Here is a 12,188-nt window from a genome sequence, read left to right on the forward strand (position 1 = left end):
GAGAAGTGGCATCGCCTGCACTACGACAGGCGATTGGGCTGGCGACGGCGCGGGAAGCCGCATCGCCTGCACTACGACAGGCGATTAGGCTCGCAGAGGTGCGGGAAGTCGCACTGCCTGCACTACGACAGGCGATTGGGCTGGCGACGGCGCGGGAAGCCGCATCGCCTGCACTACGACAGGCGATTAGGCTGGCGACGGCGCGGGAAGCCGCATCGCCTGCACTACAGCAGGCGATTAGGCTGGAGGAGGCGCGAGGAGTGGCATCGCCTGCACTACGGCAGGCGATTAGGCTGGAGGAGGCGCGGGAAGTCGCATCGCCTGCACTACGACAGGGGATTGGGCTCGCAGAGGCGCGGGAAGCCGCATCGCCTGCACTACGACAGGCGATACCGCCTCCCCGGCTAGCTTATTGACGTGCTCTTGAGATTAGATTAACATCTAATTAGATGTTAATCTAATCTGTGGCGTGGAGGTGCACCATGCAACTCGACAAAGTCGTCGCCTACCATAAGGCGCTGGCGGATCCGACGCGGCTGCGGATGCTGATCTTGCTGGCCGGCGGGGAACTGAGCGGTCTGGAGCTGGCGGAGCGGCTGCATCTGGCGCCAGCTACGATCACGCATCATGCGACGAAGCTGCGCGAGGCGAGTCTCATTCACGAGCGAAGGGAAAAAAACTCGATTTTTTTCACGCTCAACGATTACTTTCTTAAAAACAACGCAAACGCGGCTGTCGCACTCATTTACAAAGACAGAGAAGGGAGGACGAACAACGTGGGGAACGAAGAGGATTTGCGCCTGAAAGACACTGTCGTCAAAAACTTTTTCACTGCGGAAGGCAAGCTCAAGCATTTGCCGGCGCAGCTGAAAAAGAAGCTGATCGTGCTGGCGCATCTCGCATCCAAGCTGGAGCCTGGTCGACATTACGGCGAGCCGGAAATTAACGCGTTCATCAAAAACTACCACGACGACTACGCAACGATCCGCAGAGAGTTTATCATGCATCAATTCATGTTTCGTGAAAACGAGGTGTACGAGCTGAACCCGTCGGAAATGTGGGCGAAGGTGTGAGGGCAGGCGACCGGACAGGCGAATTCCGAAAGAGGATTCGACTGTCCGACCAACCTATTCCTATTGGAGCAGCTCCCGCGCCAGCAAGCGAAACACGCTCAATCGCGAGGTCATGCCATGCGGCGTGCTGTTGATCATCACTTCGTCGAACCCGTACAGCTCCCGGTCCCGATGCAGCTGCTCGGCGACCTCGACGGGCGTACCGACGAGATGAAGCTTGCGGTTCTCGCGGATGACGGCAAGGTCCGCCTCGGTCAACGGATAATCTCGCGCTTCCTCCGGCGTCATCACCTGCTGCAGGGAGCCCCGCATGAGCGACAGGCGCATCAGGTCGGCCGGCTTCGCGATGTACTCGGCTTCCTCCCGGGTTTCGGCGACCGTAGCCGAGTAAGTGACGAGGACGATCGGCTTGGGCATGAAATACGACGGCTCGAAGTTATCCCGGTAGGCGTCGAATATCTCCCGCGTCATCTGGCCGTTGAAAAACTGCGCAAACGAGTAGCCGACGCCGAGACGACCCGCGCGGACGGCGCTGTTGCCGGTGGAGCCTAGCAGCCATGCTTCCGGCAGCGGCACATCGTAAGGCGAGGCCAGCACCCCCTCGTACAAAGGATCCTTCGGCGCGCGGTCGGCGATCAGCTGCATCGTCGTGTGCAGCTTGTCGTACAAGTCGCCGGGCAGATGCGCGCGACCCTCGGCGAGCGCGCGCGTCGAGTAGTGGTCGCCGCCCGGCGCGCGGCCGACGCCGAAGTCGATGCGCCCCGGGGAAAAGGCGCTGAGCGTCTTGAACACTTCGGCCAGCTTGAGCGGCGAATAGTGCATCATCATGACGCCGCCGGTGCCGATGCGGATGCGCTTCGTCAGCGCGGCAAGCCGCGCCGCCACGATCTCGGGCGCCGTGCTGGCGAAGTTGCGGGTATTATGGTGCTCCGCCATCCACATGCGATGGTAGCCGAGCTCGTCCGCGAGGACGGCGATCTCTTCTGCGTTTCTAAGCGCATTCGGCGCGTTGCTGCCCTTTACGATCGGCGCTTGATCCAAAATTCCAATTTTCATACAGATACGACGTCCTTTCCGAATTCCGGCTTCTCATTGTCTATACCTATACGGTAGCATATTATCGTCCATAAAAAAAAGCGCCCGAAGGCGCCCGGCTGCTGCCTATTCCTTAATGAGAGACAAAGCGTTATCCGCCTTGAGCACGTCGTGCTCGACCTGTTTTTCAACGTTGTATGGGTGGTACATTTCGTTCTCGATCATGTAGGCCGCAATCTTGCGATGCGTCTCGATCGCCGTATCCAGCTGCGACTTCAGGATTTTATGAACTTTGGGCGTTGCCGTCTCCGTCAGCGCGACGGCGTAGCTGCGTACCGCGGCTTTTGCGGACAGCAGCATGTCGGTCGCGATCGCCAGATCGTCCAGCGGCGCCGTCGCTTTGAGCAGCTCTTCTTTTTTCATCGTCGTCGTTGCCATATCGGTCACCTCTTATTGTAGGATGGATTTTAATTCTTCGATCGCCTTGGACGCGTTCACCAGATCTTGCTCGATCAATGCTTTTAGTTTTTCGTCCGTCGCCAGCTCCAACATCGCCCTCGACTTGGTCGCGCACGACGTTTTCAGCGTCAGGATCTCATGAACTTCCAGCTTCTCGTGCAGCGCCAGTTCCTTTGCCATCTCGATCGCTCCTTCCATAGTGGGTGCCACCAAGAACATACCCCAACCCCGCATGCGAATAAACAAGCCAAATGGGAATTTAGGAGCGCGATTCGCGGTTTCATTCCCAGGTCATCCCGTATTCGACGGGACCGATCGGCATGATGCGAGCGGGAACGAGGGGAGGACGAGTCCTTGCGCATGCGCCGTTTCGCTGACTGTGGTATATTGAATCATAAATAGCGGAGGAGGCGCCGGCATGTTACCGATTCAAAACGTGGAAATACAGAACAGGATCGATTCGCTCAAGGATCAGGACCTGTACATACATTTGGAATTGACGACGGGCGCTTACGCGGCCCACAACGATAGCACCAAGCATCCGGCGGCAAACTTCATTACGAACGCGTTGATCCGGTACGGCATCGGTTCGATCTCGGGCAACGGACCGTACAGGGTCGGTTTGAAAATGGAGAAGGGCTGGATTTACGCAGAGGGATTGACGCACTATGACGAGACGGACGCGGAGCGTCTGATCATGGCCGGCCACGACAGCTCGGGCAAGCTGGTCGTCGCCCTGCAGCTCAGCCGCGAACCCTTTTAACCTAACGACCTGGAAAGGAAGATATCGATGGAACAACGTATTTTAGTCGTGCTGCCGCATCCGGACGACGAATGCTTCGGCATCTCGGGCACGCTGGCCAAGCACATCGCGGCGGGCGCTCAGGTCACCTATGCCTGCCTGACCTTGGGCGAGCGCGCGCGCAATATGGGCAATCCCCCTTTTGCCAACCGCATCACGCTCCCGCAGATCCGCAAGGGCGAGCTCGAGCAGTCCTGCAAGGCCATCGGCATTCAGGATCTTCGCCTGCTCGGCTTCCACGACAAGACGCTCGAATTCGAGGATCAGGACCTGCTGGATCTGAAAATCGGCGAGCTGCTCGCTGAGCTTAATCCGACGCTCGTCATCACCTTTTTCCCGGGCTTCGCAGTCCACCCGGACCATGACGCGACAGGCGCCGCCGTCGTCCGCACGATCGGCAAGCTGCAGCCGTCCGCCCGTCCGCCCGTGCATTGCCTCGCCTTTTCGCACAATCACCAGGAGTCGATCGGCGCTCCGGACGTCTTGGTGGGCGTCAGCGAATTCCTGCAGCAGAAGATCGCCTCGGTTTTGTCGCATCGATCGCAGTTTTACGTCCCGCAGCTGTTCGAGAAAAATCCGCATAAGAACCGCGAAGTGCAAGAGCGATTCGGCACGGAGCGCTTCTATACGTACAAGTTCGCCTGATTTAGGACTCGTCTTCGGGAACCGCGCGTTCTGCGCGGTTTTCCTGAAGGTAGCTTTACGCTTCACGCGCCATCGCCGTGCTAAGCGTCAACGATGATCTACGCGCACACTTCGAGCCTCATCTCCAGGTTCCCGCCAACCCCCAAGTACAATTCTGTTCTACCCGACCCTGAATCTCCTCATTTTGTTCTATCTCCTGCATCATTTTGTTGCTGACGCGCGCTGCGGCCCGCATGATACGATTAGCCTGTCGCCGGATGTTCGGCGGCCGTTCATGCAAACGCTTCACCGGCGTCCGCTGCCGAAGCGGACGTTCCGCAAGCTGCGGTTCATTCCGGGCAATGGAGAGGAGAAGGTGAATGATGATTTGGAAAAAGCAATGGCGGGCGTGGGTCGCGGGACTCTTGCTGGTCTCGCTGCTGCCCGTGGGCACGGGGAGCGCGGCGGCGACGCTGACGGAGGTGCCGTATGCGATGGATTCGAGCAACCAGGCAGGCTGGTGGAGTCCGCTCGAAACCTACGGCACCGGACTCGAGTACGCCTATATGGCGTACAACGCGCCGGGCAGCACCGCGGGCACGCACAAAGTATACATCGCGAGGCGCGACGGGACGGGGGCGTGGTCGAACATTCCGGTCATGGACGGCGCCAAGGTAGCCGAGTACGCCGACGACAACGGCCACAACCAGCCGTCGATCGCGCGGGACGGCAGCGGCCGGTTCCACGTGTTCGCGTCCATGCACGATTCGGCTTGGCACTATTTCCGGTCGGATACGGTCGGCGGCGCGCCGCAGAACCATTCGGCGGATATGCCCGACCAGACGATGAAGGTCACGTACCCGGTCGTGACGACGGCGCCGAACGGCGACCTGTACCTGCTCGTCCGGTCCAGCCTGGACACCGCCGGCAAGCGCAACGGCGTGCTGCTGCGCTGGGACAATGCGGCCTCGACGTGGAGTCAGATCGCGGTCATCGCTTCGACGCTTAATCGCTCGGTGTATCCGGACGACCTGACGTTCGACGCGAACGGCGATCTGCACATTTTGTTCGAATGGGCGTACTTCGCGGCCAGTCCGCTGCGCCACCAGTTGTCCTATCTCAAGTACAGCCCGTCCGCGAATACGTTTGCCAAGGCCGACGGCACGCCCGTAGCGGTGCCCGTATCGTTGACGACGGCGGACATCGTGCAGCCGATGGCGCCGACCGAAGCCTACGTGCAGAGCGGCAGCGATCCCGGCGGCCCCGGCGTGCAGAGCGCCAAGCTGACCGTCGATTCGGCGAACAAGCCGGTCATCGCTTATCGTTACCGCGAAGAGGGAAGCACGACGTTTTCGGTCAAGCAGGCGACGCGCGGCGCGAGCGGCTGGAATCTGCAGACCGTCTACGACGCCGCCGAGACGACGGCCGCCATCGACGTCACCTGGACAGGCATGCAGTCGCGCATCTATTACGTGACGGCTGCCGGAACGGATCGCGCTTTTATGGCCGTGCAGTCGGGCACGGGCTGGACCGCAGCGTCGCTCGCGTCGGGCATCCCGATCCAGCGTCTCGCCGTCGAGCGGAATGCCAACAACGTCGATGTCCTGTATCTTGTGGATATCGCCAATCTCAAGCTGTATTACGGGCGCAATTGACTGATATATGGGCACGGGAGCGGCCGGACGCACGCCTTACGTCCGGCTGCTCCCTTTTTGCCATCCGTTGACAACAAAAAGAGAGAGCGATTATAGTTAGTGCACCATGGCACTTCGGGAGAGAAGTCTTATGAACGTGTTCCGAACGCTTCGCACGCGCAAGTTCCTGCAGCGGATCCTCCTCAGCTTCATGCTCGTCGTCGTTACCCTGGCGGTGACCGCCTATCTGCTCAACGTCAACGCCCGCGGCAAGGTTCTCAGCCTGCAGAACGACGCCGACCGCAAGCTGCTAACGCAGATCAACTACAATATCGAGAACATGAACGGCATCGTCAAGGACATGGCGGTGTCCCTATTTAACGACGACGAGCTGATCGCGCTCAAGGCGGGGGCCGATTACCGGCAGAGCGTCCTGAAGATCGACCGTCTCGACCGGACCGTCGCCGAGTCGCCCTATTTGCATGCCGTCGCTTTTTACAACCCGAGCCAAAATCGCTTTTTTTCCTCGCTTAATCACGGTATGGACAACAGCCGGCTGTATGAAGTTTTAGGCAGCTATCTGGAGCAGCATCCAGACGTCCCGAAGCTGCAACTTATGCCGCTCGATCTGGACGGCGGCGGCAGCGGCATCGACGTTTTCGCCTGTTTTCTATACGACGGTCCCTCGCTCGGCTCGGTCAACGGCAGCGTGTTGATTCTGACCGTGAAGCCGGACTGGCTGCTGGACAACGTGAAGGCGCTTAACAAGCTGGCCGACCGGGAGAAGGATCTGCTCCTCGTGACCGACGGGGACGGCAACGTCCTCATGTCGAGCGAGCCGCTGTCCCCGGCACAGCTGTCGCTCAAGGACGAGGTCATGCCGCGGATCGCGGCTTCGTCCAGCACGCTCGAGGACTTCGTTTACCGGCATGCAGGCAAGAAGTACAAGGTCGCCTATTTGGAAAAGGGGATGAACAACTGGCGCATCCTGAGCCTGCGCGACTACGATTCGGTGCTGGGGAACGTAAACCGGATGAAGTGGACGGAGATCGGGGTCATGTTGTCGGTTGTCCTGTTCGCCGTGCTGCTGTCGGTGTTCTTCTCCCTGCGGCTGTATCGTCCGGTCGGTCGCCTGCTCAGCCTGATTCCCGAGGACCCGCGCGGACACCCGCAGGCGGAGGACGAGCTGACGCTGATCGCAGCCAATTACATGGGGATGGTCGACAAGCTGAAGGGATTGGAGCGGGACGAGGCATCCAAGCGCAACATCGCAAAGGTGTATCATCTGCGCAGCCTGCTCGGCGGGAGCGAAGCCGTATCCGAGGCCGAATTCAGGCAGAACCGGGAGCAATACGGCATCGACATCGAAGTGGAGGGCGCGCTTAGACTCGCCGTCGTCCGGCTCGATCGTGGGGATGCGCTTGCCGCGGCGTCCGGCGAAAGTTCTGCATCGCTCTTCACCTTCGCCATCGCCAACATCGGCGAGGAGCTGCTTCGCCGCGATTACGGCTGCGAATACGCGGACATGAAGGACGGTCACCTCGTATTTATCGTCAGCTTCAAAGGCGATGGCGGACTGGAGTCGCTGGCCGAACGCTTCCGCGAGCTTCAGGCGACGATCATGTCCTTTTACCGCATATCGTTCACCGTCGCCTTGAGCCGCCAGTTCGAGCATTATCACGATATTTCTCGCCACTACGCGTTGACGCTCCGGCAGTCCGATTACCGGATGATCCTCGGCCACGGGGCAGTCATCGAGCCGGAGGACATCGAAGCCAACGAGCGCAACGAGCAATTCCGGATTCCCGGCGAGCTGGACAAGCAGCTGATCGAAGGGCTCAAGAGCGGCGATCTGGCGCAGACGACGGAAGCGATCGAGAGCTGGAAGCGGGCGATCGGCGCGTTCAGCTTCGAAAATATGTTTTCGGCGCTGCTGCAGATGGGGATGACAATCAGCAATACGCTCGGCGAGATCAATCAATTCAACCTGAATCCGGTATCTGTCGACCTTCACGCGGTCAATCGGCGCCTGGTCGGCACCGAGACGCTGGACGAAGCGCGGGACGTGCTGCTCGCCGTAGCGCGGGAGATGTTCGAGCAGCGACAGAGCGGCAAGGAGGACAAGAGCCGGCTGCTCGCCGACACGATCGCGGAGATCGTGGACAAGCACTTCGCCGATCCGGATCTCAACGTCCAGAAGATCGCGGACATGCTCAAGATGAACCCGGTCTATCTTGGCCAGGTTTACAAGGCGCAGTCGGGAGAGACGGTCGTCGACCGGATCAACACGGCGAGGCTTGCACAGGCGAGGGTGCTGCTCGAGCAGCAGGACTTGACGGTGTCGGAGATTATGGAGCGGGTCGGTTTCGGCAACGAGAGCTATTTTTACCGCCTGTTCAAGCGCCGGTACAGCGTCACACCCAAGGAATACAGGCTCAAATCCGCCATCGAACGCCATACGTAAGCCAACGTGAGCCATGCCCGTCCGGTAACCCGGCACGGGCTTTTTGCTGCGCGAATCTACCGAGTCGAACTTGCCAGGCTGGCGGGCGTTGGCTGGTTGGCGGATCGAAGTAACGCCCACGGACGTTACTTTCGGGAGAACGACGGGTTGGCGGGTCGAAGTAACGCCCACGGACGTTACTTTCGGGAGAACGGCGGGTTGGCGGATCGAAGTAACGCCCACGGACGTTACTTTCGGGAGAACGACGGGGTGGCGGGTCGAAGTAACGTTCACGAACGCTACCCTCGGGCGAACGGCGGGGTGGCGGGTCGAAGTAACGCTCACGGACGTTACTTCCGAGAGAACGGCGAGTTGCCTGTACTGTACTGCGCCTTTACTGCACTGTACTGCGCCTGTAGAGCCCGCGAGCCGCGCCGTTACAGCATTCTGGCATACGTACAGCCCGCGTTTACAGGAATCCTGCATATGTACAGTACCGTCTCCGAAGCCGCCTGCGCTATCGTTAGACCTGCAAGCCGGAGCAACAAGGGCAGCAGCAAGAGAAGCACGGAAGCAAGGGAAGGAGCATTCGTCATGCCGAACAAAGCATCGGTCGCCTTGAGCGACCAGAGCCGTCCGAGCGCATTAGCCGATGCGGAATCGCCGCCGGTCGACATCGCCAACAAGCCGAAGCGCAAGTCTTTCTTAAGAAGAGAGCTCAAACATTTTAAGAACAACCGGGAGCTGTTCCTGCTGTCGCTGCCCGGGCTTCTGTACAAATTGATCTTCGCGTACCTGCCGATGGTCGGGCTTATCATCGCCTTCAAAAATTATCGTTACGATCTCGGGATGTTCGGAAGCAAGTGGGTCGGCCTCGACAATTTCCGATTTCTGTTCACGACGGACACCGCCTGGCGAATCACGCGCAACACCGTGCTGTACAACGCAGGCTATATGCTGATCACGACGCTCGGGGCTTTGTTTCTGGCGGTGCTCATGAACGAGCTGAAGGCGAAGTATACGAAGTTTTACCAGACGGCGCTGTTCCTGCCCCACTTTTTATCCTGGGTGCTCGTGGGTTATATCGCCTATGCGTTCCTCAATCATTCGGACGGCTTCATCAACCGGATGCTGATCTCCCTCGGGTTCGAGCCGGTCAGCTGGTACCAGGATTCGGGCCCTTGGCCGGTCATCCTCATCGTCGTCCATCTGTGGAAGGCGATCGGCTTCACGACGCTGATCTACTTCGCGGGCATCATGGGCATTAGCGGGGATTATTACGAAGCTGCCCGGATCGACGGCGCGACCAAGGCGCAGATGGCGCTGAAAATCACCGTGCCGCTGCTGACGCCGCTCATCATCATCATGCTCATTCTCTCGATCGGCGGCATGTTCCGCGGCGACTTCGGGCTGCATTACTTCATTCCGAACAACTCGGGTTTCCTGTTCTCCTCCACGGACGTCATCGACACCTACGTGTACCGGGCGCTTCGCGAGGTCGGGAACGTGAGCATGTCGGCCGCGGTAGGCTTCTATCAATCCGTCGTGGGCTTCATTCTGGTGCTCGTCGCTAACGGCATCGTACGCAAAATCAACCCGGATCACTCAATGTGGTAAGGAGGAATCGCAGATGCAGCAAGCAAGTCCGATCCCGCGCACTTTAATCCACCTGTTCTTCGTCATTCTCTCCGTCTTGATGATCCTGCCGTTCCTGCTCGTCGTTGCCGTGTCCCTAACGGACGAACAGGCGCTGACGCAGCACGGCTATCAATTTTGGCCGAGCGTCTTCAGTCTCAATGCCTACCGGTACATGCTCGACTCGCCGGTTATTCTGTTCCGGGCTTACGAGGTGACGCTGCTGGTCACGGTCGTCGGCACGATCGTTAGCCTGCTCATTACCGCGATGACCGCTTACGTCGTCTCCCGTCCGGATTACCGGTACAACCGGATGACCACGTTCTACGTTTTCTTCACGATGCTGTTCAGCGGAGGACTCGTTCCTTCTTACATTTTGGTCACGCAGTATTTGCATCTCAAGGACAGTCTGCTGGCGTTGATCCTGCCCGTCCTGCTGTCACCGTTCAACATCATGGTCATGAAAGGGTTCCTGTCGAAGCTGCCGTTCGAGGTGATCGAGTCGGCCAAGATCGACGGGGCGCGGGAGTTCAAGATTTTTTTCCGCATCATCCTGCCGCTGTCGACGCCGGCCCTGGCGACGATGGGACTGCTCATCGCATTCGCCTACTGGAACGAATGGTTCAACGCCATGCTGTACATCGACGATCCGAACAAGGTGCCGCTGCAGCTCTTGCTGGTGCGGACGCTGAACAGCATCGAATTCATCACGGCCAACTCGGACTTCGCCCAGCAGCTGGGCATCGATCTGTCGCATTTCCCGAACAACTCCGCGCGAATGGCGATCGCCGTTCTGGCGGGCGGGCCGATGCTTATCGTGTTCCCGTTCTTCCAGCGTTTTTTCGTCAAAGGACTTACGGTTGGCTCCCTCAAGGGTTAACATATTTGAATCAGAGCAAAAAACTAGGAGGTCACAGGAATGCTGAAAAGAAAAATCGGCTCCACGGCGGCGCTTGCGCTGCTGACCGCAACCGCGCTGGCGGCTTGCGGCAACAACAATAACGGGGGCAACGCCGCCGCTTCGCCAAGCGCGAGCGGTTCGTCCCCGGCCGCTTCCAGCGCGGCGGCAACGGCTTCGAGCGATTCGTCGCTCAAGCCTGTCGAGCTGACGTGGTACTATCCGCTCAACCAGATGCAGCCGGATCAGCAGAAGGTCGAAGACGCGGTCAACAAGATCGTCAAAGAAAAGATCAACGCGACCGTCAAACTGAAACCGGTTGCACTCGGCGACTACGTGCAAAAGATGAACACTGTGCTGGCCGCCAGCGAGACGTTCGACATCATGTGGACCGGCTATCTGATCAAGCCGGAGGAGCTCGTCCGCAAGGGCGCGCTGCTGCCGCTCGACGACCTCATCGAACAAAACGCGCCGGCGCTGAAGGCGGATATGCCGCAATATATGTGGGACGGCCTCACGGTAGACGGCAAGATCTACGGCGTCGCCAACCAGCAGATCAACGGCTCCCGCTACGGCTTTATCATTCAGAAGCGATTTGCCGACAAGTACCAGCTCGACACCGCCTCCATCAAGAAGATGGAAGACATCGAGCCGTTCCTCGAGAAGATCAAGCAGGGCGAGCCGGACATCATTCCGTTCAACGGCTACTACAACACCGTGCTGCACGACGCCACGTATTGGGGCGTTCCTGGTCTTGACGACCACTTCTTCATCAAGTCGGGCGACCCGACCTACAAGCTGTACCGCTATCCGGAGGAAGAGCTGAACACGTTCAGGCTGGCGAGCAAATGGTACAAAGCCGGCTACATCTACAAAGACGCGGCCACGGCCAAGATGACGGATTACCAAGCGAAGGGTCAGATCGCGGTCGACTTCCAGAACGTCCTGAAGCCGGGCGTCGAAGCCGAAGTCAAAGGACGCAACGGCGGCAACGACGTCGTCATCGTGCCGATCAGCGACTGGTTTACCAACGGCTACTCGGCGACGACCAACCTGTCGATCAGCCGCACGTCGAAGAATCCCGAACGCGCCATGATGCTCATCAACCTGCTTAACAGCGACGCCGAGCTGTATAACCTGATCAGCAACGGCATCGAAGGCGAGCACTATACGAAGAGCGCGGAAGGCTTCATCACGCCGACGGCGGATTCCAAGTACCGTCCGAACATGGACTTCATTTTCGGCAACGTGTTCAACAGCTACCTGAAGGAAGGCCAGCCGAAGGACGTATGGGAGCAAACGAAGAAAATCAACGAAACGGCTGAATTGAATCCGGTCGGCGGCTTCAAGTTCAACTCCGAGCCCGTCGTCACCGAGATCGCCAACCTGAACGCGGTGTGGGGCGAGTACAAGAAGGGCATCAACACCGGTACGCTCGACTTCGACAAGACGTGGCCGGGGCTGTACGAGAAGCTGAAGGAAGCCGGCGAGGAAAAGTACGTCGCAGAGGTTACCAAGCAATTCGAGGAATACCTGAAGACGTCGGGTCTGAAAAAATAATCGAAAAATAATCGCATAAGCGGTC

11 protein-coding genes are annotated in these 12,188 nt (G+C 59.0%); 8 read left to right on the plus strand and 3 right to left on the minus strand.

Features of this window, described 5'->3' with window-relative positions:
• Positions 1-482: 482 nt before the first annotated feature.
• Positions 483-1,073: a DUF2087 domain-containing protein gene (locus ACFSR7_RS26245; protein WP_378166739.1), complete on the plus strand. Its 591-nt coding sequence runs from the start codon at positions 483-485 to the stop codon at positions 1,071-1,073.
• A 60-nt stretch (positions 1,074-1,133) separates the two neighbouring features.
• On the opposite strand, the gene ACFSR7_RS26250 is transcribed toward ACFSR7_RS26245, so the two are convergent.
• The 3 genes from ACFSR7_RS26250 to ACFSR7_RS26260 form a co-directional block, all read right to left on the minus strand.
• Positions 1,134-2,129 (minus strand): LLM class flavin-dependent oxidoreductase, encoded by a 996-nt coding sequence (locus ACFSR7_RS26250; protein WP_378166741.1) that lies wholly within the window; start codon positions 2,127-2,129, stop codon positions 1,134-1,136.
• A 105-nt stretch (positions 2,130-2,234) separates the two neighbouring features.
• Positions 2,235-2,546 (minus strand): spore coat protein, encoded by a 312-nt coding sequence (locus tag ACFSR7_RS26255; RefSeq protein WP_378166743.1) that lies wholly within the window; start codon positions 2,544-2,546, stop codon positions 2,235-2,237.
• Positions 2,547-2,558: 12 nt separating this feature from the next.
• Positions 2,559-2,747, minus strand: a complete 189-nt coding sequence (locus ACFSR7_RS26260) for a spore coat protein (protein WP_378166745.1) — start codon at positions 2,745-2,747, stop codon at positions 2,559-2,561.
• A gap of 238 nt (positions 2,748-2,985) precedes the next feature.
• Here ACFSR7_RS26260 and ACFSR7_RS26265 point away from each other — a divergent pair, with 238 nt between their 5' ends.
• The 7 genes from ACFSR7_RS26265 to ACFSR7_RS26295 all read left to right on the plus strand — a co-directional run bounded on the left by ACFSR7_RS26265 (position 2,986) and on the right by ACFSR7_RS26295 (position 12,163).
• Positions 2,986-3,330, plus strand: a complete 345-nt coding sequence (locus tag ACFSR7_RS26265) for a YojF family protein (protein ID WP_282910432.1) — start codon at positions 2,986-2,988, stop codon at positions 3,328-3,330.
• 27 nt (positions 3,331-3,357) lie between these two features.
• Entirely contained in the window at positions 3,358-4,014 is a 657-nt protein-coding gene (gene bshB2 / locus ACFSR7_RS26270; RefSeq protein ID WP_378166747.1) for a bacillithiol biosynthesis deacetylase BshB2, read from the plus strand.
• A gap of 359 nt (positions 4,015-4,373) precedes the next feature.
• A complete protein-coding gene (locus ACFSR7_RS26275; RefSeq protein ID WP_378166748.1) occupies positions 4,374-5,648 on the plus strand; it encodes a BNR-4 repeat-containing protein in 1,275 nt (424 codons plus the stop codon).
• Between the two features lie 130 nt (positions 5,649-5,778).
• Complete coding sequence (locus ACFSR7_RS26280) at positions 5,779-8,091, plus strand: helix-turn-helix domain-containing protein (RefSeq protein WP_378166750.1); 2,313 nt, start codon at positions 5,779-5,781, stop codon at positions 8,089-8,091.
• A 573-nt stretch (positions 8,092-8,664) separates the two neighbouring features.
• A complete protein-coding gene (locus ACFSR7_RS26285; RefSeq protein ID WP_378166751.1) occupies positions 8,665-9,687 on the plus strand; it encodes an ABC transporter permease in 1,023 nt (340 codons plus the stop codon).
• Between the two features lie 13 nt (positions 9,688-9,700).
• A complete protein-coding gene (locus tag ACFSR7_RS26290) occupies positions 9,701-10,585 on the plus strand; it encodes a carbohydrate ABC transporter permease (protein ID WP_378166753.1) in 885 nt (294 codons plus the stop codon).
• Between the two features lie 39 nt (positions 10,586-10,624).
• The gene (locus tag ACFSR7_RS26295) at positions 10,625-12,163 is read left to right on the plus strand and encodes an ABC transporter substrate-binding protein (protein WP_378166754.1); all 1,539 of its coding nucleotides are present in this window, start codon (positions 10,625-10,627) and stop codon (positions 12,161-12,163) included.
• The last annotated feature ends 25 nt before the right edge of the window (positions 12,164-12,188 follow it).

Source organism: Cohnella sp. GCM10020058 (assembly GCF_042683485.1).
Classification (GTDB): domain Bacteria; phylum Bacillota; class Bacilli; order Paenibacillales; family Paenibacillaceae; genus Cohnella.

Bases quoted from the DNA above. Each gene is read 5' to 3' on its own strand.
- ACFSR7_RS26245 (WP_378166739.1), top strand. From the start codon at position 483: ATGCAACTCGACAAAGTCGTCGCCTACCATAAGGCGCTGGCGGATCCG.
- ACFSR7_RS26250 (WP_378166741.1), bottom strand. From the start codon at position 2,129: ATGAAAATTGGAATTTTGGATCAAGCGCCGATCGTAAAGGGCAGCAAC.
- ACFSR7_RS26255 (WP_378166743.1), bottom strand. From the start codon at position 2,546: ATGGCAACGACGACGATGAAAAAAGAAGAGCTGCTCAAAGCGACGGCG.
- ACFSR7_RS26260 (WP_378166745.1), bottom strand. From the start codon at position 2,747: ATGGCAAAGGAACTGGCGCTGCACGAGAAGCTGGAAGTTCATGAGATC.
- ACFSR7_RS26265 (WP_282910432.1), top strand. From the start codon at position 2,986: ATGTTACCGATTCAAAACGTGGAAATACAGAACAGGATCGATTCGCTC.
- bshB2 (WP_378166747.1), top strand. From the start codon at position 3,358: ATGGAACAACGTATTTTAGTCGTGCTGCCGCATCCGGACGACGAATGC.
- ACFSR7_RS26275 (WP_378166748.1), top strand. From the start codon at position 4,374: ATGATGATTTGGAAAAAGCAATGGCGGGCGTGGGTCGCGGGACTCTTG.
- ACFSR7_RS26280 (WP_378166750.1), top strand. From the start codon at position 5,779: ATGAACGTGTTCCGAACGCTTCGCACGCGCAAGTTCCTGCAGCGGATC.
- ACFSR7_RS26285 (WP_378166751.1), top strand. From the start codon at position 8,665: ATGCCGAACAAAGCATCGGTCGCCTTGAGCGACCAGAGCCGTCCGAGC.
- ACFSR7_RS26290 (WP_378166753.1), top strand. From the start codon at position 9,701: ATGCAGCAAGCAAGTCCGATCCCGCGCACTTTAATCCACCTGTTCTTC.
- ACFSR7_RS26295 (WP_378166754.1), top strand. From the start codon at position 10,625: ATGCTGAAAAGAAAAATCGGCTCCACGGCGGCGCTTGCGCTGCTGACC.